The 22877-nt window shown below is 67.3% G+C and carries 19 protein-coding genes, 1 tRNA gene and 2 pseudogenes; 4 read left to right on the plus strand and 18 right to left on the minus strand.

Going from position 1 to position 22877, the window contains the following annotated elements:
- Nucleotides 1–15 precede the first annotated feature (15 nt).
- Complete coding sequence (locus FB600_RS01820) at nucleotides 16–471, plus strand: MarR family transcriptional regulator (RefSeq protein ID WP_096751316.1); 456 nt, start codon at nucleotides 16–18, stop codon at nucleotides 469–471.
- A gap of 15 nt (nucleotides 472–486) precedes the next feature.
- On the opposite strand, the gene FB600_RS01825 is transcribed toward FB600_RS01820, so the two are convergent.
- The 11 genes and pseudogenes from FB600_RS01825 to FB600_RS01875 form a co-directional block, all read right to left on the minus strand.
- Entirely contained in the window at nucleotides 487–876 is a 390-nt protein-coding gene (locus tag FB600_RS01825) for a cytidine deaminase (RefSeq protein ID WP_013690523.1), read from the minus strand.
- Nucleotides 877–906: 30 nt separating this feature from the next.
- Nucleotides 907–2157 carry a phosphopentomutase gene (locus tag FB600_RS01830; RefSeq protein WP_145756149.1) on the minus strand — a complete coding sequence of 417 codons (1251 nt, stop codon included), beginning with the start codon at nucleotides 2155–2157 and terminating at the stop codon, nucleotides 907–909.
- 26 nt (nucleotides 2158–2183) lie between these two features.
- Nucleotides 2184–3503: a thymidine phosphorylase gene (gene deoA, locus FB600_RS01835; RefSeq protein WP_145756150.1), complete on the minus strand. Its 1320-nt coding sequence runs from the start codon at nucleotides 3501–3503 to the stop codon at nucleotides 2184–2186.
- A gap of 71 nt (nucleotides 3504–3574) precedes the next feature.
- Nucleotides 3575–3689, minus strand: a pseudogene (locus FB600_RS01840) (deoxyribose-phosphate aldolase); the annotation flags it as partial.
- Between the two features lie 14 nt (nucleotides 3690–3703).
- Nucleotides 3704–4978 carry a NupC/NupG family nucleoside CNT transporter gene (locus FB600_RS01845; protein ID WP_096751320.1) on the minus strand — a complete coding sequence of 425 codons (1275 nt, stop codon included), beginning with the start codon at nucleotides 4976–4978 and terminating at the stop codon, nucleotides 3704–3706.
- Nucleotides 4979–5133: 155 nt separating this feature from the next.
- Nucleotides 5134–6126: a nucleoside-specific channel-forming protein Tsx gene (locus FB600_RS01850; protein ID WP_096751321.1), complete on the minus strand. Its 993-nt coding sequence runs from the start codon at nucleotides 6124–6126 to the stop codon at nucleotides 5134–5136.
- Nucleotides 6127–6463: 337 nt separating this feature from the next.
- Nucleotides 6464–7921, minus strand: a complete 1458-nt coding sequence (gene hydA, locus FB600_RS01855; protein WP_145756152.1) for a dihydropyrimidinase — start codon at nucleotides 7919–7921, stop codon at nucleotides 6464–6466.
- Between the two features lie 56 nt (nucleotides 7922–7977).
- Nucleotides 7978–9495: an NCS1 family nucleobase:cation symporter-1 gene (locus FB600_RS01860; protein ID WP_025099591.1), complete on the minus strand. Its 1518-nt coding sequence runs from the start codon at nucleotides 9493–9495 to the stop codon at nucleotides 7978–7980.
- 109 nt (nucleotides 9496–9604) lie between these two features.
- Nucleotides 9605–10915, minus strand: coding sequence for an NAD-dependent dihydropyrimidine dehydrogenase subunit PreA (preA, locus tag FB600_RS01865; RefSeq protein WP_025099592.1), 1311 nt, complete (start codon nucleotides 10913–10915; stop codon nucleotides 9605–9607).
- A gap of 59 nt (nucleotides 10916–10974) precedes the next feature.
- Entirely contained in the window at nucleotides 10975–12312 is a 1338-nt protein-coding gene (locus FB600_RS01870) for an NAD(P)-dependent oxidoreductase (protein ID WP_145756153.1), read from the minus strand.
- Nucleotides 12313–12453: 141 nt separating this feature from the next.
- Nucleotides 12454–13734 (minus strand): Zn-dependent hydrolase, encoded by a 1281-nt coding sequence (locus tag FB600_RS01875; RefSeq protein WP_036037834.1) that lies wholly within the window; start codon nucleotides 13732–13734, stop codon nucleotides 12454–12456.
- 355 nt (nucleotides 13735–14089) lie between these two features.
- Here FB600_RS01875 and FB600_RS01880 point away from each other — a divergent pair, with 355 nt between their 5' ends.
- Nucleotides 14090–14788, plus strand: coding sequence for a TetR/AcrR family transcriptional regulator (locus FB600_RS01880; protein ID WP_013690534.1), 699 nt, complete (start codon nucleotides 14090–14092; stop codon nucleotides 14786–14788).
- Between the two features lie 277 nt (nucleotides 14789–15065).
- A complete protein-coding gene (locus FB600_RS01885) occupies nucleotides 15066–16265 on the plus strand; it encodes a porin (RefSeq protein WP_244107696.1) in 1200 nt (399 codons plus the stop codon).
- 132 nt (nucleotides 16266–16397) lie between these two features.
- On the opposite strand, the gene FB600_RS37600 is transcribed toward FB600_RS01885, so the two are convergent.
- Both FB600_RS37600 and FB600_RS37605 read right to left on the minus strand, forming a co-directional pair.
- Complete coding sequence (locus FB600_RS37600) at nucleotides 16398–16553, minus strand: tannase/feruloyl esterase family alpha/beta hydrolase (protein ID WP_233630416.1); 156 nt, start codon at nucleotides 16551–16553, stop codon at nucleotides 16398–16400.
- Between the two features lie 63 nt (nucleotides 16554–16616).
- Nucleotides 16617–16862: pseudogene (locus FB600_RS37605) on the minus strand (porin); the annotation flags it as partial.
- A 305-nt stretch (nucleotides 16863–17167) separates the two neighbouring features.
- Between FB600_RS37605 and FB600_RS01900 the strand changes: the two are divergent.
- On the plus strand, nucleotides 17168–18106 hold the full coding sequence (locus tag FB600_RS01900) for a LysR family transcriptional regulator (protein ID WP_145756154.1): 939 nt from the start codon (nucleotides 17168–17170) through the stop codon (nucleotides 18104–18106).
- 64 nt (nucleotides 18107–18170) lie between these two features.
- On the opposite strand, the gene benD is transcribed toward FB600_RS01900, so the two are convergent.
- The 5 genes from benD to FB600_RS01925 all read right to left on the minus strand — a co-directional run bounded on the left by benD (nucleotide 18171) and on the right by FB600_RS01925 (nucleotide 22868).
- Nucleotides 18171–18947: a benzoate diol dehydrogenase BenD gene (benD, locus tag FB600_RS01905; RefSeq protein ID WP_096751328.1), complete on the minus strand. Its 777-nt coding sequence runs from the start codon at nucleotides 18945–18947 to the stop codon at nucleotides 18171–18173.
- A complete protein-coding gene (gene benC / locus FB600_RS01910) occupies nucleotides 18944–19966 on the minus strand; it encodes a benzoate 1,2-dioxygenase electron transfer component BenC (RefSeq protein WP_145756155.1) in 1023 nt (340 codons plus the stop codon). The genes benD and benC overlap by 4 nt, the downstream gene beginning before the upstream one ends.
- 40 nt (nucleotides 19967–20006) lie before the next feature.
- Complete coding sequence (benB, locus tag FB600_RS01915) at nucleotides 20007–20495, minus strand: benzoate 1,2-dioxygenase small subunit (RefSeq protein WP_025099605.1); 489 nt, start codon at nucleotides 20493–20495, stop codon at nucleotides 20007–20009.
- Nucleotides 20492–21850 carry a Rieske 2Fe-2S domain-containing protein gene (locus FB600_RS01920; RefSeq protein WP_145756156.1) on the minus strand — a complete coding sequence of 453 codons (1359 nt, stop codon included), beginning with the start codon at nucleotides 21848–21850 and terminating at the stop codon, nucleotides 20492–20494. Before FB600_RS01920 ends, benB begins: the two co-directional genes overlap by 4 nt.
- Before the next feature lie 922 nt (nucleotides 21851–22772).
- A tRNA-Sec gene (locus tag FB600_RS01925) sits at nucleotides 22773–22868 on the minus strand.
- Nucleotides 22869–22877 lie beyond the last annotated feature (9 nt).

Here is a 22877-nt window from a genome sequence, read left to right on the forward strand (position 1 = left end):
TTCACGGCACTCGCGATGGCACGCGCCCCTCGAACCGCGATCGGCTCGCGCGCCAGCGACGAGGCCCATGCCTTCGGCCGCCTGCTGCTGCGTGCCGACCTGGCCTTGCATCAAGCCATCACGCGATGCACGCAGGACGCCCTGCAGGTGACGGCGCAGCAGGCTCGCGTGCTGTACCTGGTCGAGCGGGCCGAGTTGACCCGCGCCGCCGAGATCTCGCGTCAATGCGAGGTCGATCCCAAGGCCATCACCCGCATGGTCGATCGGCTGGTACGCGACGGCTTCCTGCAGCGCCGGCGCGGTACGATCGATCGGCGCGTCGTCGAACTAGTGCTGACGGCGCGGGGGCACGCGGTGGCCGCCGGCACGCCGGCGGCGTTCCGCGAGGCGCATGAGCGGCTGTTCGCGGGCTTCGAGGCGCAGGACACGGCGCGCCTGGCCATGCTGCTGCAGCGCATTCTCGAACGATAGCGCCCGCCTCGGCCGTCAGAGCCGGAAGGCTCCGGGCAACAGGGCATCGGCCGTGGTCACTTGCGTCTGCCCCTTCAGGTTGCTCAGCACCACCTCCAGGTCCGCCCCGCCCAGCTCGTGGATCACCTGGCGGCAGGCACCGCAGGGCGCGATCGGCCCGTCGGTGTCGCCCGTCACCGCCAGCCGCACGAAATCGCCCGGGCGATGGCCAGACGCGATCGCGGCGAACAGCGCCGTGCGTTCCGCGCAATTGCAGAGACCGTACGAGCCGTTCTCGACATTGCAGCCGTGAAAGACCTTGCCGTCGCGCGTTTGCAGCGCGGCGCCCACCTTGAAGTTCGAATACGGCGCATAGGCGCGCTCGCGCGCGAGCTTCGCCTGTTCGACCAATGTATCCCGTTCCATGTCGATATCCTCGTGTTGTCGATAAGCTGCCTATCGCGCCGTGGCGCCGGCCGCCCGCGGCGCGGCCAGGAAAGACTTGCCGTCCTCGAACGCGTCCAGCCCGAACCACGACGCGAGACTCTGGCCGATGTCGGCGAAGCTGTCGCGCACGCCGAGGCTGCCGGGCGCCACCTGCTTTCCATACACCAGCACCGGCACGTGCTCGCGCGTATGATCGGTGCCGGGCCATGTCGGGTCGCAGCCGTGGTCGGCCGACAGGATCAGCACGTCGTCCTCGCGCAGCAGCGGGTACAGATCCGGCAACCGCGAGTCGAAATACTCGAGCGCCGCCGCGTAACCGGCCACCTTGCGCCGGTGCCCGAAGTTCTGGTCGAAGTCGACGAAGTTCGTCATCACCAGGCTGAAGTCCGGTGCCTCGCGCGCGGCCGCCAGCGTCGCGTCCCACAGGCCGTCCAGGCCGTTGGCCTTGATCTTCCGCGTCACGCCCATCCCGGCGTAGATATCCGAGATCTTGCCGATCGCGATCACCTGCCCGCCCGCGCGCGCGAGCTTGTCGAGCACGGTGGGCGCCGGCGGCGGCACCGCCAGGTCGCGGCGATTGCCGGTGCGGGCGAAGTTGTCCGGCGCGTCGCCCACGAAGGGCCGCGCGATCACGCGGCAGATGTTGTAGGCATCCACCTCCTCGCGGGCGATCTCGCAGAGGCGATAGAGCCGGTCGAGGCCGAAGCTGCCTTCGTGGCAGGCGATCTGGAACACCGAGTCGGCCGAGGTATAGAGGATCGGCTTGCCGGTGGCGATGTGCTCGGCACCGAGCGAGGCGATGATGTCGGTGCCCGAGGCGTGGCAGTTGCCGAGGTAGCCCGGCAGGCCCGCGCGCCGCACGATCGCGTCGAGCAGCGCCGGCGGGAACGAGGCCTCGCGCTCGCTGAAATAACCCCAGTCGAAGCGCACCGGCACGCCGGCCATCTCCCAGTGGCCGGACGGCGTGTCCTTGCCCGAGGAGCACTCGCGCGCGGCGCCGTAGGCACCGAGCACCGCCGGCGCCGACGACATCCCTGCCGGCAGCGCGCCGCCGGCCAGCTCGCTCGCCAGCCCGATGCCGAGCCGTTCGAGATGCGGCACGCGCAGCGGTCCGCTACGGCCGGCCTCGCCCTCGCAGCGGCCGACCGCGCAATGCTCGGCGATATGCCCGAAGGTGTTCGAACCTTGGTCGCCGAAGCGTTCGGCATCGGGCGCCGCGCCGATGCCGAGCGAATCGAGAACCAGAACTAGCGCACGCATGATGCTCGCTCCTTGTCCGGCGTCACTTAACGAACCAGCCGGTGAATGGTGGGCGGCAGCGGCTCGGCGGTAGCGCCGAGCGTATAGGCGCGCTGCACCTCGGCCAGCGCGCGCGCGGCGGCCGCTTGGTCGCGCGCATGCACGTAGCCGAGCGGATCGCCCGCGTCGACCTGCTGCCCGAGTTCGACGAGATCCGACAGGCCGACCGAATAATCGATCGAGTCTTCCGCGCGCGTGCGGCCACCGCCGAGCGCCACCACCGCCAGGCCGAGCCCGCGGCAGTCGACGCGCTGCACCACGCCGCCGGCCGGCGCCGGAACCGGCACCTTCACCGCGGCGGCAGCCAGGTATCGCGCCGGCGCCTCGACCAGGTCCTTCGGGCCGCCGAGCGCGGCCACCATGGTCGAGAAACGCTCGGCCGCCGCGCCGGAATCGAGCGCGCGCTGCAAGGCGGCCCGCGCCTGCGCCTCGTCGGTGGCCAGGCCGCCCGTCACCAGCATCTCGGCGGTGAGCGCCATGGTGACCTCGTGCAGCCGCGCCGGACGCGACTTGCCGCTCAGGTAGTCGATCGCGCAGAGCACCTCGATCGCGTTGCCGGCGCAGGGCGCCAGCGACTGGTTCATGTCGGTCAGCACGGCGGTGGTCTTCATGCCGGCGCCGTTGCCGACATCGACGATGCTCTGCGCCAGCTCGACCGATTTCTCGAAGCTCGGCATGAAGGCGCCCGAGCCGACCTTGACGTCCATCACCAGCCCTTCGAGCCCGGCCGCCAGCTTCTTGGAGAGGATCGAGGCGGTGATCATGGCGACCGATTCCACCGTCGCCGTCACGTCGCGGATCGCGTAGATGCGCTTGTCGGCCGGCGCCAACTGGGCGGTCTGGCCGATGATGGCCACGCCGACCTCGCGCACCGTGCGGCGCAGCAGCTCCGGATCGGGCGTGACGTCATAGCCGGGGATCGCGCTCAGCTTGTCGAGCGTGCCGCCGGTGTGACCGAGCCCGCGCCCCGAGATCATCGGCACGTAGCCGCCGCAGGCGGCGATCATCGGCCCGAGCATCAGGGACACCACGTCGCCCACGCCGCCGGTCGAATGCTTGTCGATCACCGGGCCGTCGAGCGCCAGCGAGCGCCATTCGAGCACCTGGCCGGAATCGCGCTGCGCGAGCGTGAGGGCCACGCGCTCCTCGACGGCCAGGTCGTTGAAGAACACCGCCATCGCGAACGCGGCCACCTGGCCCTCGGTCACGCTGCCGTCGGTGATGCCGCTGACGAAGGCCGCGATCTCGTCGCGGCTCAGCGGCTGGCGATCGCGCTTCTTGCGGATGAATTCCTGGGGCAGAAACATATCGGATTCCTTTCAATAAGTGAGGGACGGCGCGCTGCCGGGGCCGTGGCCAAGCGTGGCCGGCGCCCGGACTCCATCGTCCGTGTCGTCGTCGTTCAACGAGGTCAGATCGATCAGGTGCAGCGCCTTCAACGCGGCTTGCGCCAATTGCTTGCGTGCCCGATGGTCGACTACGGGAACCGTCATGCGAATCTCGCGCCTCAATGCAGGGAAAAGAACAGGCCGGCGATCGCCGCGCTCATCAGGTTCGACAGCGTGGCGGCGGTCAGCGCGCGCAGCCCATGCCGGGCCACCTCGGAGCGCCGCTCCGGCGCCACCGCGCTGAAGCCGCCGGCGAGGATCGCGATCGACGAGAAGTTGGCGAAGCCGCACAACGCGAAGGACACGATCGCGATGGTCTTCGGGTCGAGCACCTGCAGCCCGGCGGCCATCACCTTGGTGCTGTCCTTCAGGTAGGGCGAGAGATCACCATAGGCGACGAACTCGTTGAAGATCAGCTTCTCGCCGATGAAGTTGCCGGCCAGCGCCGCGTCGTGCCAGGGCACGCCGATCAGCCAGGCCAGCGGCGCGAACACCACGCCGAGGATGCCGAGCAGGGTCAGGTGCGGAAAGCCGACCAGGGTGGCGATACCGCTCACGATCGCGTTCATCAGCGCGATCAGGCCGACGAAGGCGATCAGCATCGCGCCGACGTTCATCGCGATGCGCATGCCGACCGAGGCGCCCGAGGCGGCCGCCTCGATCACGTTGGCGGCGCGCTTCTCGTCGAAGTCGAGGCCCTCGATCACCACCCGGCTGGGCTCGTCGGTCGGATACAGCAGCTTGCCGAACAGCAGGCCGCCGGGCACCGCCATCACCGAGGCCGCCAGCAGGTATTCCATCTTCACGCCGAGGCCGGCGTAACCGACCAGCACCGAGCCGGCGATCGAGGCCATGCCGCTGGCCATCACGGTGAAGATCTCGGCGCTCGTCATCTGCCGCACGAAGGGCTTGACCAGGGCCGGCATCTCGCTCTGGCCGAGGAAGATGGTGGCCACCGCCGAGCAACCCTCGATCCGGCTCACGCCGAGCAGCTTCGAGAGCAGCGCGCCGAAGATGCGCACGATCCACTTCATCACGCCGATGTAGTACAGCACGGCGATCAGCGAGGTGACGAAGATGATCATCGGCAGCACGCGCAGCCCGAACACGAAACCGCCGTCGCCGAACAGGTCGAACATCTTGTTGCCGACCAGGCCGCCGAACACGAAGGCGATGCCGTGATTGCCCATCTCCAGCACCTGGTTCACGCCGTTGGCGGCCATCGCCAGCGCGGCGCGGCCGGTCGGCACGAACAGCACCAGGGCGCCGAGCACGAGCTGGGTCGCCAGGGCCGCGAGCAGGGTGCGCAGGCTCACGCCACGCCGATTGTTCGACAGCAGGTAGGCAATCGCCAGCAGGCAAGCCATTCCCAACAGACTACGCAGAATATCCACCCTCGCTCTCCTCTTGTCTCTTCATGTCATGGCGCCCTGCCCGGGCGCCTCGATATCGTTTCGATGCTCATGTCGTGCCCGGCTCGCGCCGAGCAGTATGCGCCCTTGCCGTCGCGGCGCAAGCGGGTTCCTGCGGATAGGCACGCGGGCCGTCATCAGAACTGGTAGCCGACGCTCGCGTAATAGCCCCAGCCGTTCGAGCGGTTCTGGAACGGGCCGTCGCCGAAGTTCAGCTCGGTGCCGGCCCACTGGCCGCCATGGTGGAAATAGCGGGCCGCGGTCCAGAAACGCCAGTGCTTGAACGAGTAGATCAGCACGTTGGTCGACACGAAGGCGGTATCGGTACGCGTGTTGTCGCCGGTTTCCTCGCGCAGCTTCGAGCCGAAGTCGTAGTTGAAGAAACCGACGTAGAGCAGGTTGCCGCCATGGAACGTGCCCAGCGGCAGGATGTACTTCATCTGCGCGCGATAACCGTCCCAGCTGTTCTGGTTCGCGGCGCCGTAGTTCTCCCACTGGCGATGCAGGTAGAGATTCGCGGAGAGCATCAGCGGCGTATGCGTGTCGATATCGGTGCCGATGCCCGCATACAGCGTGTTCTGCCGGCCGGGCGTGTTGTGCCCCTGGTCGTAGATCCAGTCGAAGGCCACGTACCATTCCTTGAACGGCCCGATGGCGAGCGACTTGCCGAGCAGGTGGTCGATCGAGACGCGCGGCTCCTGCTCGCTGAACACCGGCGAGCCCTTGTTGGTGAAGCCGCCGTCGTAGCCGTTGCCGACCCCGAGCACGCGCGGCACGTCCACGTAGCCGTAGAGATCGAACGGCCCCTTGCGGCCGAAATACTCGTACTCGAGATAGAGGTCGTTGGTCCGGTGCGGGCCGAAGCGGATGTTCTTCGAACCGATCAGCCCGATGCTCTGGTGGAACCAGTCCGACAGATAGGGCGAAGGCGGCGCATAGGGCAAAGGCGTCGCCGCGGGCGCCACCACCTCGCTCTCGGCCAGCATCGTCGCGCCAGCCGGCGGCTCGGCCATGGCCGAGGTGGACGCCAGGGCCGCCATCGCCGCCACGCCTGCCGCCAACACGGCCAGCCAGGCTGCCGCCGGCCGTTTTTTTGTTTTCTTTTTCTTGTTCTGTATTCCTGCATGCATACAGGTGACTCCGCTCTCTCAGGTTCTTGGTATCGGGTTCCCGGCCGATCGATGTCGGCTCGGGTCGCGGGCCGGCGCGCTGCCCTATATTCGCGCGCGCCGCCTGCTTCGGGTGCGTCCTTGCTTCGAGATCGCCCACCGGACGGCTTGCGGCTGCCGGTCTTGCCGGGCGGGCAGACCAATGCAGGATCCGTGCCATATGTTGACCGATCGGACAGCTCGAGCGCCGGTGTCTCCAACCGGCGGCGCGCAGTATAAACCAATGGGCCCGCGCGTAAGCCAAGGCGCAAGAATCTGGCGGCGGAGCCGGAAACCTCGTGCCGAAAGCCTCGATCGCTCAGCCTTCGCGCTCGACCGCCTGCGGCTCGCGCAGCCGGTTCGCGATTCGCGTGGCCTCGTAATAGGCCGGATTCGGCGGACGCTTCAGGTAGCGGCCCGCGCCGCGCACGGCACGCAGTTCGCCGTCGGCCCAGGCCAGCGCGCCGCGCGTGAAGGTATGCGTGGCCAGGCCCCGCACCGTCATGCCCTCGAACACGTTGAAGTCGACCTGCTGGTGATGCGTCTTCACCGAGATGGTCTTGGTCGCGGCCGGGTCCCAGACCACCAGGTCGGCATCGGCGCCCACCTGCACGGCACCCTTGCGCGGATACAGGTTGAAGATCTGCGCGGCATTGGTCGAGGTGATGCGCACGAATTCGTTCGGCGTGAGGCGCCCCTGGTTGACGCCGTGATGCCAGAGCACCGCCATGCGATCCTCCACGCCGCCGCAACCGTTCGGGATGCGCGTGAAGTCCTCGCGGCCCATCGCCTTCTGCGAGGCGCAGAACACGCAGTGATCGGTCGCCGTGGTATGCAGTTGTCCGGCCTGCAGCGCGCGCCACAGCGCGTCGCGGTGCTCGGCGGAACGGAACGGCGGGCTCATCACGTGGGCCGCCGCGCGATTCCAGTCCGGATCGCGATACACCGCCTCGTCGATCACGAGATGGCCGGGCAGCACTTCGCCGAACACGCGCAGGCCCTCGTTGCGGGCACGCGCGATCGCGTCGACGGCGTCCTTGGCCGAGACGTGGACGATGTAGACCGGCACGCCCAGCACCTGCGCGATGCGGATCGCGCGATTGGCCGCCTCGCCCTCCACCTCGGGCGGACGCGACAGCGGATGCGCCTCGGGCCCGGTGATGCCGCGCGCGAGCAGCGCGCGCTGCAACTGGAACACCAGCTCGCCGTTCTCGGCATGCACGGTCGGCAGCGCGCCGAGTTCGAGCGAACGCGCGAAGCTGTTCACCAGGATCTCGTCGTCGGCCATGATCGCGTTCTTGTAGGCCATGAAGTGCTTGAAGCTGGACACGCCGTGCTCGTGCACCAGGGTGCCCATGTCGCGATGCACGGATTCGTCCCACCAGGTCACGGCCACGTGGAAGCCGTAGTCGGCGGCGGACTTTTCCGCCCAGCCACGCCAGGTGTGGAAGGCCTCCATCAGCGACTGGCGCGGGCTCGGGATCACGAAGTCGATGATGCTGGTGGTGCCGCCCGACAGACCCGCCGCGGTGCCGCTGTAGAAATCGTCGCTGGCGGTGGTGCCCATGAAGGGCAACTCCATGTGCGTGTGCGGATCGATGCCGCCGGGCATCACGTATTGGCCGTGCGCATCGACGATCTCGGCGCCGGCCGGTGCCTCGATCCGTTCGGCGATCTGCAGGATCGTGCCGCCATCCCGGGGGTCGGCGCACAGCACGTCGGCGCGGTAGCTGCGCTCGGCATCGACCACGGTACCGCCACGAATCAGGGTTGTCATCGCAATGCCTCCTCGTTATCTGAATGAACTGGAACGAGCTGGATCGGGCGACGCGCTCAGGCGCTCGCCACCTGTGCGCGCCGGCTCGCGCCGAGCTTCATCCAGCTGCCATAGACCAGGGACGCCAGCACCAGGCCGACGAACCACGCATAGGTATAGAGCGTGTTGAAGAACGCCGGCACGTTCGGGAACGCGGCCGGAAACGCGACGTGCAGGAAACCGGGCAGGTTCGGCAGCACGCCGGCGGCCAGCGCCACCAGCGCCGCCGGGTTCCAGCCGCGCACGTAGCTGAACGGCCCCGCCGCGTCGAACAGCGCGCGCGCATCGAGCCGCGTGCCGCGGATCAGGAAGTAGTCGACCATCAGGATCCCCGCGACCGGGCCCAGCAGGGCCGAATAACCGACCAGCCAGGTGAAGATGTAGCCGTCGGTGGTGGCGAGGATCTTCCACGGCATCATCAGGATCGCGATGGTGGCGGTGATCATGCCGCCCGCGCGATACGAGATGCCCTTTGGCCACAGGCTGGAGAAATCGTAGGCGGGCCCCACCAGGTTGGCCGCGAGGTTGCAGCACATGGTGTCGAGCGTGAGGATCACCAGCGCGATGCCCACGCCGATGCCGGTCATGCGGCTCGCCAGATCGATAGGATCCCAGATGGTCTTGCCGTAGATCACCACGGTGGCCGAGGTCACCACCACCGAGACCACCGACAGCAGCGCCATCGGCACCGGCAGGCCGATCGACTGCCCGATCACCTGGTCGCGCTGGCTGCGCGCGAAGCGCGTGAAATCGGGAATGTTGAGCGCGAGCGTAGCCCAGAAGCCGACCATCGCGGTCAGCCCCGGCCAGAAGGTGGCCCAGAAGCGCCCGGCCTTGGCGCCGCCGGCCGCGAACTGCGAAGGCGTGGACAGCATCGAGCCCACCCCGCCCGCCTTCGAGGTCGCCCACCAGACCAGGGCCGCGCACATCAGCACCTTGACCGGCGCTGACCAGCTCTCGAGCCAGCGGATCGAATCGGTGCCGTGCAGGATGAAATAGAGCTGCAGCGCCCAGAACGCCAGGAAGCAGGCCAGTTGCCCGACCGAGATGTCAACCAGCGGCAGCGCCGCGCCATGCAGCGCATTGCCGGTCAGGATGTTGAGCAGCGTGTAGATCGCGCTGCCGCCAAGCCAGGTCTGGATTCCGTACCAGCCGCAGGCGACGATGGCGCGCAGCAGCGCGGGCAGCTTGGCGCCCTGGGTGCCGAACGAACTGCGCACCAGCACCGCGTAGGGGATGCCGTGCCTGGCACCGGCATGGCCGATCAGCAGCATCGGCACCAGCACGATCAGGTTGCCGAGCAGGACCGTCAGCACCGCCTGCCACGGCGACATGCCCTGCTCGGTCAACCCCGCCGCCAGCATGTAGGAGGCGATGTTCATCACCATCCCGACCCATAGCGCCGCGAAGTGATACCAGCGCCAACTGCGCTGCGCGGCCGTGGTCGGCGCCAGGTCCTCGTTGTAGAGACTGCCGCCGGCCACGGCCGGTCCTGCCTCGCCGGCCAGGCCGGCGGACTGCGCTGTGAGCTTCATCGAATCGACTCCACGGAATCGCTCGCGCCGTCCCGGCAAGGCCCGGGCCGCGGCGTGAACCGTTCGCTGGCGGCGCGCGAGAGGCCTGCCCTCGCGTGCCGGACGCCGGTCAGGCTGCCTTCACGTGCGGCTCGGCGGGTGCCGTGGACGCCGCGCCGGCATCCACGCGCGCCGGATTGTTCGGGTGCGTGGTCCAGTTCGCGTAATCGCCGGCGTCGACGCGCTCCATCGTGATGCATTGCTCGACCGGACAGACATGCATGCATAAATTGCACCCGACGCACTCGGCGTCGATCACCTCGAAGTGGCGCTGCCCGTCCTTCTCGCGCGTGATCGCCTGGTGCGAGGTGTCCTCGCAGGCGATATGGCAGAGCCCGCACTGGATGCAGCGGTCCTGGTCGATGCGCGCCTTGATGTCGTACTTGAGGTTCAGGTACTTCCAGTCGGTCACGTTCGGCACCGCGCGCCCGCGCACATCCTCGAGCGTGGCGTAACCCTTCTCGTCCATCCAGTTCGACAGCCCGTCGGCCAGGTCCGAGACGATCCGGAATCCGTAATGCATCGCCGCCGTGCAGACCTGCACGCTACCGGCGCCGAGCACGATGAACTCGGCCGCGTCGCGCCAGGTGGAAATGCCGCCGATGCCCGAGATCGGCAGGTTCGGCGTTTGCGGATCGCGCGCGATCTCGGCCACCATGTTCAGCGCGATCGGCTTCACGGCCGGGCCGCAGTAGCCGCCGTGGGTACCCTTGCCGTCGACGGTCGGCATCGGCGCCATCTGGTCCAGGTCGACGGCGACGATCGAGTTGATGGTGTTGATCAGCGACACGCCATCGGCGCCGCCCTTCCAGGCCGCGCGCGAGCCCATGCGGATGTCGCTGATGTTGGGGGTGAGCTTCACCAGGCAGGGCAGCCTGGTGCCCTCCTTCACCCAGCGCGTGACCATCTCGACGTATTCGGGCACCTGGCCGACCGCCGCGCCCATGCCGCGCTCGCTCATGCCGTGCGGGCAGCCGAAGTTCAGCTCGACCGCGTCGGCGCCGGTATCCTCGATGCGCGGCAGGATCCATTTCCAGTCCTGCTCGTTGCAGGGCACCATCAGCGAGACGATCAGCGCGCGATCCGGCCAGTCGCGCTTGACCTGGGCGATCTCGCGCAGGTTCACCTCCAGCGGACGATCGGTGATCAGCTCGATGTTGTTGAGCCCGGCGATGCGCTGGCCGTTCCATTGCACGGCGCCGTAGCGCGAGCTGACGTTGACGACGTGCGGGTCCAGCCCGAGCGTCTTCCAGACCACGCCGCCCCAGCCGGCCTCGAACGCGCGATTGACGTTGTAGGCCTTGTCGGTGGGCGGCGCGGAGGCGAGCCAGAAGGGATTGGGCGAGGTGATGCCGGCAATGCTGCAGCGAAGATCGGCCATGTTCGGCTCCGTGAAGGTGGGGTCCTGGTCGTGTGCGTGGCTGGGGCGTGGCCGGCGGTTCAGGCGGCCTTGGCGTCGCGCCGCGCGAGCGTCGCGTCGATCGCGGCGGCCGCGCGCTTGCCGTCCTCCACCGCCTGCACCGTGAGGTCGATGCCTTCGGTGGCCGCGCAATCGCCGCCGGCCCACACATCGGGCAGCGCCGTGCGTCCCTCGGCGTCGACGGCGATGCGCGTGCCGTCCGCCGTCAGCAAGCCGGCTTCCACGCCGGCCGGCAGCAGCGTCTGGCCGATCGCCTTCAGCACCATGTCCGCCTCGATCAGGCAGCGCTCGCCCGAAGCCGTCTCGAACTCGACGCCGCTGACCCGCCCGCCCTCGCCCGTGATGCGCAGCGGCCTGGCATGCGTGAGCAGGCTCACACCGCTCTTCTGCGCGAACTCGCGTTCGGCCCAGGTCGCGCTCATCGATTCCACGCCGCGCCGATAGACCATCGTCACGCGCTCGGCGCCGAGCTTGCGGCTCTGCACGGCCGCGTCGATGGCGGTATTGCCGCCGCCGATCACCACCACGCGCCGGCCCACCGGCACCTGCTCCAGCGCCTCGGCCTGCCGCAACCCCTCGATGAAATCGACCGCGTTCATCACGCCGGCCAGCGGCTCGCCCTCGATTCCGAGCGCGCGCACGCCGCCCAGGCCGATCGCGAGGAACACCGCGTCATGCTGCTCGCGCAGCGCCTCGAGCGTCAGCTCGCGGCCGAGCGCCAGGCCCGTGCGCACGGTGATGCCGCCCACCGACAGCAGCCACTCGACTTCGCGCTGGGCGAAATCGTCGACGGTCTTGTAGGCGGCGATGCCGTATTCGTTGAGGCCGCCGGCCTTCGCGCGCGCGTCGAACAGCGTGACGCGATGCCCGGCCAGCGCGAGCCGGTGCGCGCAGGCCAGCCCGGCCGGCCCGGCCCCGACCACGGCCACCTGGCGGCCCGTATCGGGCGCGCGCCGGAAGGTCACCGCGCCGGTCTCCATCGCCCAGTCGGTGGCGTGCCGCTGCAGCGCGCCGATCGCGACCGGCTGGCTGTCCTGATAGTTGCGCACGCAAGCGCCTTCGCAGAGGATCTCGGTCGGGCAGACCCGCGCGCACATCCCGCCGAGCGGGTTGGCCGACAGGATGTCGACGGCCGCGCCTTTCAGGTTGCCGTGGCCGATCTTGCGGATGAAGCTCGGGATGTCGATCCCGGTCGGGCAGGCCTGCACGCAGGGCGCGTCATAGCAGTAATGGCAGCGGCTCGCGGCGGCGGCCGCGGCGGTGGGATCGAGCAGCGGCGCGATATCGGAGAATTCGCAGGACAGTTGCGTGGACGACAGGCGATGCGCGGCGATATCGCCGGCTGGCTGGGTGCTCATACGCGTTCCTTCGACGGGTTTGGGGACGACACCGTCCCTGCCGGCTGCGCGGGCGCAGTCGGGGGCGGTTGTTTTTCGAACGTTTCAGGCTTGGGGCGAGCGGGCGATGACGGGCCCGCCGGCCGACTTAGGGCGGGTGCTTCATGAGACGGGCTCGCAGGCGCGCGACAGCATGGCGTGCAGCAGCACGTTCGCGCCGGCCTCGATCCACTCGGGCGTCGCGTCCTCGATCTCGTTGTGGCTGATGCCGTCGACGCAGGGCACGAACACCATCGAGGTGGGCGCCACCTGCGCCAGGTAGCAGGCGTCGTGGCCCGCGCCCGAGACGATCTCGCGATGCGGGTAGCCAAAGCGCTCGGCGGCCTCGCGCACGGCCTGCACGCAGGCGGCATCGAAGGCGACCGGTTTGTAGTAGAAGATCTGCTCGAGCGCGGTGTCGAGCCCGATGCCCGCGCTGATGCGCGCCACGCCCTCGCGCAGCGCGGCATCCATCTCGGCCAGCACGGCATCGTCGGGATGCCGGAAGTCGACGGTGAAGAACACGCGGCCGGGAATCACGTTGCGCGAGTTGGGGTACACCTGCATCATGCCGACCGTGGCGCAGCCGAAGGGCGCGTGATCGAGCCCGATCCGGTTCACCAGGTCCACCACGCGCGCCGCGCCCAGCAGCGCGTCGCGCCGGCGCGGCATCGGCGTGGGCCCCGCATGCGCCTCCTGGCCGGTCAGCGTGATCTCGTACCAGCGCTGCCCCTGCGCATCGGTGACGATGCCGATGGTCTTGTGCTCGGCCTCCAGGATCGGCCCCTGCTCGATATGCAGCTCGAAGGCGGCATGCAAGGGCCGGCCGCCGCAAGGCAGCTCGCCCGCGTAGCCGATTCGCTCCAGTTCCTCGCCGATCGTGCGGCCGTCCACGTCCTTGCGCGACAGCCCGTATTCGAGCGAGAACACCCCGGCAAACACGCCCGAGGCAACCATCGCCGGCGCGAAGCGCGAGCCCTCCTCGTTGGTCCAGATCACCACCTCGATCGGGTGCTCGGTCTCGATGCCGTGGTCGTTGAGCGACCGGATCACCTCCAGGCCGCCCAGCACGCCGTAGATGCCGTCGAAGCGCCCGCCGGTGGGCTGCGAATCGGCATGCGAGCCGGTCACCACCGGCGCCGCATCGCGCTGGCGCCCTTCGCGACGCATGAACACGTTGCCCATCCGGTCGACGCCGATGCTGCAACCCGCCGCCCTCGCCCATTCGACGATCAGGTCGCGGCCCTGCTTGTCGAGGTCGGTCAGCGCCAGGCGGCAGACGCCGCCCTTGGGCGTCGCGCCGATCTTCGCCATCGTCATCAGGCTCTCCCACAGGCGCCGGCCGTCGACCTGGAGCATCGGGTCGTGGCCTGCCCGCTTCACTGCTTCCGATATTGCGTTCACTCGTATCTCTCCCAGGGGATCTGTCACGCTGCCTGCTTCGGTCGCCGCCGGTGCATGCCCGGTCTATCAAGGGGCATCGCCGCACGCGCACGGTGCATGTTCTCGTCATGGCTCGGATCGCGATCGACGCGGGAGGACATCGCTTTCGCCGCTTGTCTAATCTTGTCCGATCGGACAGGTTTTAAGTCGAAAATATTGGCAAATCAACTACTTTCTTTTCGACGGATACAGAGCGAGAAGCGTGCCACTGCATTGCAGCAGCGGGCGCGAGGCCGCCGCGAGCCAGGCGTGCCAGGCGCCAGCCGAGCAGCTAGAATGACGCGCAACGCGGCATCCGCGCCGCGCGAGGCCCTGGATGAAACATGACGAAGCAGTAGCCGGCGTGCCGGCAGACGAGGAGACGGCCGCCCCTTTGCGGCGGCGCAAGGCACACATTCGCGAGTCGAACGAAGCGCAATTGCTGGCCTGCGCGGAGGCGGTGTTCGCGGAACGCGGGCTCGACGGCGCCAGCACCGCGCTGATCGCCGAACGCGCCGGGGTGCCGAAGGCCAACCTGCATTACTACTTCCCGACCAAGCTGGCGCTGTACCGCCGCGTGCTCGAGGACCTGTTCGACGACTGGCACCAGGCGGCCGGCGCCTTCGAGGGCGGCGACGATCCGGTGGAGGCGATCGGCGGCTACGTGCGCGCCAAGATGGAACTGTCGCGGCGGCGCCCGCTCGGCTCGAAGGTCTGGGCCAACGAGATCATCCGCGGCGCGGAGCACATGCAGGACATCCTCGCGCAACGCGTGAAGCCCTGGTTCGATACGCGCGCCAAGGCGATCGACGACTGGATCGCGCGCGGGCTGCTGGCGCCGGTCGATGCGCATGCCCTGCTCTACCTGATCTGGGCGACCACCCAGCACTACGCCGATTTCGACGCGCAGATCCAGGCGCTCAGCGGCAAGCGCGCGCTCACGAAAAAAGCCTTCGAGACCAAGACCGAGCAGGTCGTGCAACTGGTGCTGCGCGCCTGCGGCGCGGTATCGCCGGAACGCGCCGGGCGGAAGTAAGGATTCCTGTATCACCTATCGTCGAGACGGCATCGAAGGCCGCCTCGACGATGCGCGTGCGCAAACGCCGGCTGCGGCCATGCGATCCCGAGCCGACTCATGATCGGACGCCGACCGGAAAGCAAAACGAATGGAAAAAAAATAATACCGAAGGACATTCATCGTCTCCCCATCACACATCGCTACACACGAGGCAGCGGGATCGACGGGAAGATCCAGATTTTCCGGCGCGCTCAATGAGGCTTGTTTTTCACCTCCAAGAATTGAAAGAAAAAGGATGAAAGTTCACAAGATCACGGCCGCCCTCATGGCGATGGGCGCGTTCGCAGGGGTTGCACACGCACAGAGCAGCGTCACGCTGTACGGCATCGCCGACGCCGGCTTCCTGTACAACAACAACGTGAAGGGTGCCAAGCAGTACGCACTGTCGAGCGCCACCTCGTCGCGCTGGGGGCTGCTCGGCTCCGAGGACCTGGGCGGCGGCGTGCGGGCCATCTTCGATCTCGAAAACGGCTACACGATCGGTACCGGCACGCTGAGCCAGGGCGGCCTCGAGTTCGGCCGCAAGGCCTTCGTCGGCCTGGCCAGCAGCCACTGGGGCACGCTCACGCTCGGCCGCCAGTACTCGGCCAGCAACGACGCCACCGCGAACTTCGCATCGGGCGCGGACTGGGCGGCATCGGGTCTGGGCTTCGGCACGCGCGCGGCCGACGTCGACAACGTCGATACCTCGAACCGTGTGCAGAACGCGATCAAGTACACCAGCCCCAGCATCCAGGGCATCACGGTGGGCCTGCTGTACAGCCTGGGCGGCCAGGCCGGCCACGCCACGCAGAACGAGGTGCTCGACGCCGGCGTCGCCTACTCGAACGACCCGGTCAAGCTCGGCGCGAGCTACATGTACACGAAGGACCCGTACTACGCGACCTTCGGCGACCAGGGCAACTCGTCCTCGCCGTCCTCGTCGGCGACCGGCGCGAACAACAACATGCCGAGCCGCATCTTCGGCGGCTACGCCTCGGCCGGCTCGCAGCAGATCATCACGGCCGGCGGCTCGTATGCCTTCGGCCCGGCCACCGTCGCGGTACTGTACTCGAACACGCAGTTCCAGAACCTCGGCACGGTCAACGCGGTCGGCAGCTTCGGCACCAAGTACAACGGCGGCACGGCCACCTTCAACTCCGGCGAAGTGAACCTGAAGTACCTGCTGACGCCGGCGCTGACGCTGGCGGGCGCCTACATCTACACGCACAACAGCGGCGCGGACGGCGTGGGCAGCGCGCATTACAACCAGTTCAACCTCGGCACCATCTACTCGCTGTCCAAGCGCACCTCGCTGTACGCGATCGGCTTCTACGAAGCCGCATCCGGCACGGACTCGACGGGTGCCAAGGCGGTCGCGAACTTCAGCGGCTCGACGGTCTCGGCGACGCCGCACGCGGTGGCCGCCATCGTCGGCATGACGCACAAGTTCTGAGCATCACGACAATCCGAGCGTCTCCGGGGTCGATCCGCCCCGGACGCCTTTTCGGCCGGTCTCTCGCGAGACCGGTTTTTTTTCGCCCGAATCGAAACCGGTCTGTCCAGGCGCAGGTCCGGCCGCCGTCACTCACTGGCAACTGTCATTCGTCGCATCCCGGATCGACCCCGTGCCCTTGTAGGTGGCCTCGTTCGGATACATGCAGATGGGTTGGCTGGCGCTGCCGTCCGCCGAGCTCAGCTGAATGCTGGTCGGCGCCTTGCCGTTCTCGACCCAGTCGACCAGGTTCGCGTAGAGATCCTGACGGTGCCGCCGCCGGCAGCGGCACCGTGCCGGCCGATTGCACCGGCCCCGCCGTGACGGGAACGCCGCCTTGTAGCCGCCGCCGAGATCCTCCGAGCCTCGCAGTCCCCAGCGCGAGGGCAGCTCGCCGGTGATCGCCGGCATTCGGACCACGCCCTTGCCGGCCGAATTGGCATGCGATACATATTCGACGCCCGTATCGAGGATGCCGTACAAGGTCACGCTGCCCTGCGCGAAACCGCTGGTCGCGAAGCCGAGCAAGGCGCCGCCCACGAGATACCGAAATCTCATACTGTCTCCAAACTTTTATAGGGATGTTCCGATTTTCTTGGTATGACTAAGGAATCGCTCTCAATCGGATGGCGTCGATACTAGCGAGGCCATTTCCGATGGGTCCAACACCGATTGGGTATCGGTTGATATCTCTCGGGTATATAGGCCCTCTCGGGGCGCATGAAACGCCATGCCGCCAGAAAAGCACCGCCTGCAAGCCACGGCTACAGTAGAATGCGGATCACCCCACATCGGCTCGCCTGCCGCCAGGCAAGGCAAGCGGCCCAGGTTTCGCCCAACTCACTCTTCGACGGCAAGGAAACATGGAGCTACGCCATCTCCGCTATTTCATTGCGGTCGCCGAGGAACGGAGCTTCACGCGCGCGGCGCAACGCCTGCATATCGCGCAGCCGCCGCTGAGCCGGCAGATCCAGCAACTGGAACAGATCCTCGGCGTGCAGTTGTTCGAGCGCAATTCGCGCCCGCTCAAACTCACGGAAACGGGCGGCTTCTTCTATCAGCACGCGGTGCAGCTTCTCGCGCAGACGGTCGAGCTCGAATCGATGACGCGCCGCGTCGGCAAGATCGAACGAAGCCTGTCGGTCGGCTTCGTCGGCTCGACGCTCTACGGCATGCTGCCGAAGGTGATACGCCGCTATCGCCAGCGTTATGCGGAGGTCGAGCTGAGCCTGCACGAGATGTCGACGATGGACCAGGTCAAGGCGCTGAAGGAAGGTGCGATCGATGTCGGCTTCGGCCGTATCCGCCTCAACGACCCGAGCATCCGCCGCGTGGTGTTGCGCGAGGAGCGCATGATCGCGGCGCTGCCGGTGGGCCATCGGCTGTGCGAGGCGAAGCCGCTGCTGTCGCTGCACGACCTGCTCAACGAAACCCTGATCATCTTCCCGAAGGCGCCGCGCCCGAGTTACGCGGACCAGGTGCTGACCGCCTTCCACGATCGCGCGCTCAAGCCCACCCGCGTGCTGGAGACGCGCGAGCTGCAGGTCGCGCTCGGCCTGGTGGCGGCCGGCGAAGGCGTGTCGATCGTACCGCGCAGCGTCTATGGCCTGAAGCGCGACGACGTCGAATACAAGGACCTGGACGATGTGAAGCTGGTATCGCCGATCATCATGAGCATGCGCATGCTGGAGGAATCCGAGGATCTCGAGCGCATGCTGCGCCTGATCTACGAGTTGTACGACGAGAAAGGCATGGATTACCTGCCGCCGACGGAACGCGGCGAACCAGGCTCGCGAGGCTGAACGGCAACGACGAATGCGCGGCGGTCTTTCGACGCCGCGCGCCGTGCCGCTCAGACCCGGGCGTTCAACCCGTATCGCCGCCCGCCACCGGCAGCACCGTGCCGGTGATGTAGCTGGCCTCGTCGGAGGCGAGGAACAGGATCGGCGCGATCTGCTCGTCGAGGCTGCCGTAGCGTTTGAAGAAGGTGGAATCGGTCACCTGCCGGACCGCCTCGCCCATCCAGGCCCGCTCCTGCTCGGTGTCGCCAGCGGCATTGCGAGGCACCCGTCTCGGCGGCGCGTCGGTGCCGCCCGGCGCGGTGGCGACCACGCGGATCCCGTGTTCGGCATACTCCATCGCCAGCGACTGGGTCAGCGCGTTGACACCGCCCTTGGCGGCCGAATAGGGCACGCGTCGAATGCCGCGCGTGGCGTTCGACGAGAGATTGACGATGGTGCCGCCGCCGCGCGCGAGCAGATGCGGCAGCACCGCGTGACAGGCATACAGCGTCGGCATCAGCGAGCGGCGGATCTCGGCGTCGATCTGCGCCGGCTCGAACTCGGCGAACGGCCGCATGCGGATCGCGCCGCCCACCCCGTTGATCAGGATGTCGATGCCGCCGAAGGTTTGCACGGCGAAGGCCATCGCCGCGTGGGCACCTTCATGGGTTTCCAGGTCCGCGACGAAGCCGGTCGCCTGATCGCGCGGCGCCTGCGCGGCCACCTCGGCCACGAATTCGGCGCGATCGACCAGCAGCACCTTTGCGCCCTCGGCCGCCGCGCGCAAGGCCACGCCTCGCCCGATCCCCTGCGCCGCCCCGGTGACGACGATCACCTTGCCGGAGAACCGTGCCATGCTCATGCCGCCTTCGCCTTGGAATTGGGGGTGAATTTCTCGTAGTGGAAGCTGCGCGGCTTCACACCCGTCTCGTCGAAATACCGGCGCACCGCGTCGACCATCGGCGGCGGCCCGCACAGATAGACGTCGACCTCGCCGTCGTTCAGCGCATCGGCGGGGATATGCTGCGTCACCCAACCCTTGCGCGGATGCGTCGAAGCCGCATCGGCCACTACGGTGGCGAAGCTGAAGTTCGGCAGCCGTGCCGCGTAGGCCTCGATCGCCTCGACCTGGACCAGGTCGAGATCGCGCGTGACGCCGTAGATCAGGTGCACCCGCAGCGTCGGCGCGCTGCGCGCCAGCACCTCCAGCATCGACAGGAAAGGCGCGAGGCCGGTGCCGCCCGCGAGGAACAGCAGCGGCCGCCGCAACTCGCGCAGGTAGAAGCTGCCGAGCGGCCCGTGCATCTGGAGCGTGTCGCCGGGCCGGGCCGCCTCCAGCCAGCGGCTCATCACGCCGCCGGGAATCTTCTTGATCAGGAACGCGAGCCGCGTATCGCCGGGCGCCGAGGAGAACGAATAAGCGCGATGCTGCCCGCTGCCGGGCACCTCGATGTTGACGTACTGGCCCGGCAGGAACACGGGCGCCGACGCATCGGCCTCGAGTTCGAGCACGATGGCCGCGTCCTCGTGCGGCTCCACCTTGCTCACGGTGGCGGCGAAACCGCTTTGCCCCGTCTTGCACACTTGCGACGAGGCCGGCACCGCGATCACGCAATCGCTTTGCGGCACCATCTGGCAGGTCAGCACCAGCCCCTGGTCCTTTTCGTCCTCGCTCAACGCCTCCTCGATGTAGTCGTCGCCGAGTTCGTAGCGGCCGCTTTCCGCGCGGCACTTGCAGGTGCCGCACACGCCGTCGGAGCAGTCCATCGGCAGGTTGATCCTGGCGCGGAAAGCGGCGTCGAGCACCTTCTCTCCCGCCTTGCATTCGATGAAGCGGGTCACCCCGTCCTCGAAATTCAATGCGATCCGGTAGTCGGACATGGCCTCTCCTCCTCTTCCCTCGTCGGCGGCGCGACGCGTATCAAACGTGGTAGACATCGAGCACCTGCCGGATATAGTCGTTCTTCAGCACGATCTTCTTCGACGAGATCAGCAGCGCGTCGCCGACCCGGCGCAGCGTGACGAACAGCGTGCCGAAGAACTGGTCGGTCTCGCGGTAACGATGGCTCAGCGTCAGGAAGTTGCAGCGCAGGTCCACCTCGTCCTCGCGCTCGGCCAGCACCTCGACATTGGCGAGGTTGTGGCTGGTGCGCGGCTCGGGCGTGGACGCGCCGCTGCGCTCGGTCTTGATGCGGAACACGCGATCCTCGAGGCCGCCGCGATCGGCGTAGTACATCAGCGAGATCTGGCTCAGCGGGTCCTCGGTGGGCCGATCGTCGTCGTCCCAGGCCGGCATCCAGTAGGTGACGTCGTCGGTATAGCAGGCGAGCCATTCGTCCCATCGACGATCGTCGAGCAGGCGTGCCTCGCGATACAGCGCGGCGCAGATGGCGTGGTGGTCGAAGCTCATGCCCGCACCTCGCCGCGTTCCTGCTCCAGCGCCTCGCGCATCACCTCCACCCAATACTCGTGCTGGCACACGAACAGGCCCTCGTCCTCGCTGCGCGCGCCCGAGATGCGCGGCTTCAGGCCCATGCGCGCCGCGTTCTCGTCGGGGCCGTCGACCCACAGCGGCGCGCCGCGCGACAGGTCGTTCCACATCGCCGTGATGCCGGCATAACCCGACTGGCAGGCGCGGAATTCCTCCAGGTCGTCCGCGGTGCCCATGCCCGAGACGTTGAAGAAATCCTCGTACTGGCGGATGCGCGTGGTGCGATCGGCCTGGCTCTCGCCCTTCGGCGCGAAGCAGAAGATGCTGACCTCGGTGCGGTCCACGTCGAGCGGGCGCACCACGCGGATCTGCGTGCTGAACTGGTCCATCAGGAACACGTTCGGGTAGACGCACAGGTTGCGCGTCTGGTTGACGATGAAGTCGGCGCGAGCCTCGCCCACGCGCGCCTCGATCTCCTCGCGATGCTGGTAGACGGGGCGCACTTCCGGATTCATGGTCTGCGTCCAGAGCAGGATGTGGCCATGCTCGAAGCCATACACGCCGGCCACCGACTTGCTCCAGCCGTTCGCATCGACGGCCTTGGTGCCGTCCTCCTTGCGCCGGCCCATGGTCGCGGCGTAGTTCCAGTGCACGGTGCTGACGTGGTAGCCGTCGCAGCCGTTCTCCATCTGCATCTTCCAGTTGCCTTCGTAGATGTAGGAGGAATTGCCGCGCAGCACCTCCAGGCCGTTCGGCGCCTGGTCGATGATCTGGTTGATGATCACGCGCGCCTCGCCGAGGTAGTCCTCCAGCGGCGCGACATCGGCAGCGAGGCTACCGAACAGGAAACCGCGGTAGTTCTGGAAACGCGCGACGCGCTTCAGGTCGTGCGAGCCCTGGGTGTTGAACTGCACGGGGTACTCGGTGGTCTTCTCGTCCTTCACCTTCAGCAGCTTGCCGGTGTTCGAGAAGGTCCAGCCGTGGAACGGGCAGGTGAAGCTGCCCTTGTTGCCGTGCTTGCGCCGGCACAGCATCGCGCCCTTGTGCGCGCAGGCATTGATCACGGCATGCAGCTCGCCGCTCTTGTCGCGCGTGATCACGATCGGCTGGCGGCCGATCCAGGTGGTGTAGTAGTCGTTGTTCTCCGGCACCTGGCTTTCGTGCGCCAGGTACACCCAGTTGCCCTCGAAGATGTGCTTCATCTCCAGTTCGAACAGGGCCGGGTTGGTGAAGATATCGCGGCGGCAGCGGAACACGCCGGCCTGGCGGTCGTCCTGCACCGCGGTGGACAGCAGCTGTTCCAGCTCGCTGGTGTCGAATGTCTTGACGGTCATGGGGGTGTCTCCACGTGTATTGGGGAATGACGGCCTCGATGCCTGAAGCGGGCGGTCGGAGGTGCTTCGTCAATCCGTCATGGAGCGGATTTATAGCGCTCGGCGCAAGCCAGCGTCCAATACTTTTGAGCGCCCGTTTTTATACCTTTCAGGTATGAGACACGATCGATTTTCGTGAAAATTCGCCTTCCTCCATACCTTTCATAATCACTCATCGCCCACGAAAGCCTTGCTGGAAGGCACCGGCGAAGGCCGGTGCCTGGGACGGGCGCGTGTTGGGAAAGGCCGTTGTCAAGCTCGCGACGAGCGAAAAAAACGGCTGCCCGGCAGCGGCTTGGAGGGTTTTCCCCGATGCTTCGGACAGGCCGATCACTCGATCGCGCCGTGCATGGCTCGGCAGCCGCCCGCGCCGCGCCGGTTTCCCGATCGGCAAACGAGAAATTCGGACAGGGCCGATTGTCCGACTCGCCCCATATCGATTAAAAGCTTTCTTGGCGTGGCACTGATACGGAGTACAAAGCGAAAAGCACCTGCCATTGTGAACGCATGATGGACGGACTCGGCGCCCGCATGTTCAACAGGAAGCGAGGCCCGATATGAATGCAAGGGAATACATCAGGATCCGAACCGTGATTCCGCGGTTCGCGCTCGCATGCGCGGCGCCTTGCTGTTGGCGGGATGCGACGCATCGAAGTCCGCGTTGTGCACGACGACGGCTTTCGACCAAGGCGACGCGCCGTAGGCTGGCAGCCAGCCGGGGCGGGCCGCCCCCCATCACAATTACACCAGCGTCGAGGACTGAGAAAAAGCGACTGGATTGAATCCGCCCACACCTTCGGCGGAGTGAGACTTCACCGACAAAGCAGCCTATCGGCGACTCCGACGATGGCCGAGCGTTTGACGATGAATGGGCCTTGCTAGATGGCGGAAGGCAGCCGGAGTCGAACCGACCCGGGAACGATTGACGTCCCCAACCAGGTTTGAAGCCTGGCCGCACCACCGGATGCGAATGCCTTCCGCGATGAAG

Source organism: Burkholderia sp. SJZ089, from assembly GCF_007828315.1.
Lineage (GTDB): Bacteria > Pseudomonadota > Gammaproteobacteria > Burkholderiales > Burkholderiaceae > Burkholderia > Burkholderia gladioli.

Bases quoted from the DNA above. Each gene is read 5' to 3' on its own strand.
- FB600_RS01820 (WP_096751316.1), top strand. From the start codon at position 16: ATGGCACGCGCCCCTCGAACCGCGATCGGCTCGCGCGCCAGCGACGAG.
- FB600_RS01825 (WP_013690523.1), bottom strand. From the start codon at position 876: ATGGAACGGGATACATTGGTCGAACAGGCGAAGCTCGCGCGCGAGCGC.
- FB600_RS01830 (WP_145756149.1), bottom strand. From the start codon at position 2,157: ATGCGTGCGCTAGTTCTGGTTCTCGATTCGCTCGGCATCGGCGCGGCG.
- deoA (WP_145756150.1), bottom strand. From the start codon at position 3,503: ATGTTTCTGCCCCAGGAATTCATCCGCAAGAAGCGCGATCGCCAGCCG.
- FB600_RS01850 (WP_096751321.1), bottom strand. From the start codon at position 6,126: ATGCATGCAGGAATACAGAACAAGAAAAAGAAAACAAAAAAACGGCCG.
- hydA (WP_145756152.1), bottom strand. From the start codon at position 7,921: ATGACAACCCTGATTCGTGGCGGTACCGTGGTCGATGCCGAGCGCAGC.
- FB600_RS01860 (WP_025099591.1), bottom strand. From the start codon at position 9,495: ATGAAGCTCACAGCGCAGTCCGCCGGCCTGGCCGGCGAGGCAGGACCG.
- preA (WP_025099592.1), bottom strand. From the start codon at position 10,915: ATGGCCGATCTTCGCTGCAGCATTGCCGGCATCACCTCGCCCAATCCC.
- FB600_RS01870 (WP_145756153.1), bottom strand. From the start codon at position 12,312: ATGAGCACCCAGCCAGCCGGCGATATCGCCGCGCATCGCCTGTCGTCC.
- FB600_RS01880 (WP_013690534.1), top strand. From the start codon at position 14,090: ATGAAACATGACGAAGCAGTAGCCGGCGTGCCGGCAGACGAGGAGACG.
- FB600_RS01885 (WP_244107696.1), top strand. From the start codon at position 15,066: ATGAAAGTTCACAAGATCACGGCCGCCCTCATGGCGATGGGCGCGTTC.
- FB600_RS01900 (WP_145756154.1), top strand. From the start codon at position 17,168: ATGGAGCTACGCCATCTCCGCTATTTCATTGCGGTCGCCGAGGAACGG.
- benD (WP_096751328.1), bottom strand. From the start codon at position 18,947: ATGAGCATGGCACGGTTCTCCGGCAAGGTGATCGTCGTCACCGGGGCG.
- benC (WP_145756155.1), bottom strand. From the start codon at position 19,966: ATGTCCGACTACCGGATCGCATTGAATTTCGAGGACGGGGTGACCCGC.
- benB (WP_025099605.1), bottom strand. From the start codon at position 20,495: ATGAGCTTCGACCACCACGCCATCTGCGCCGCGCTGTATCGCGAGGCA.
- FB600_RS01920 (WP_145756156.1), bottom strand. From the start codon at position 21,850: ATGACCGTCAAGACATTCGACACCAGCGAGCTGGAACAGCTGCTGTCC.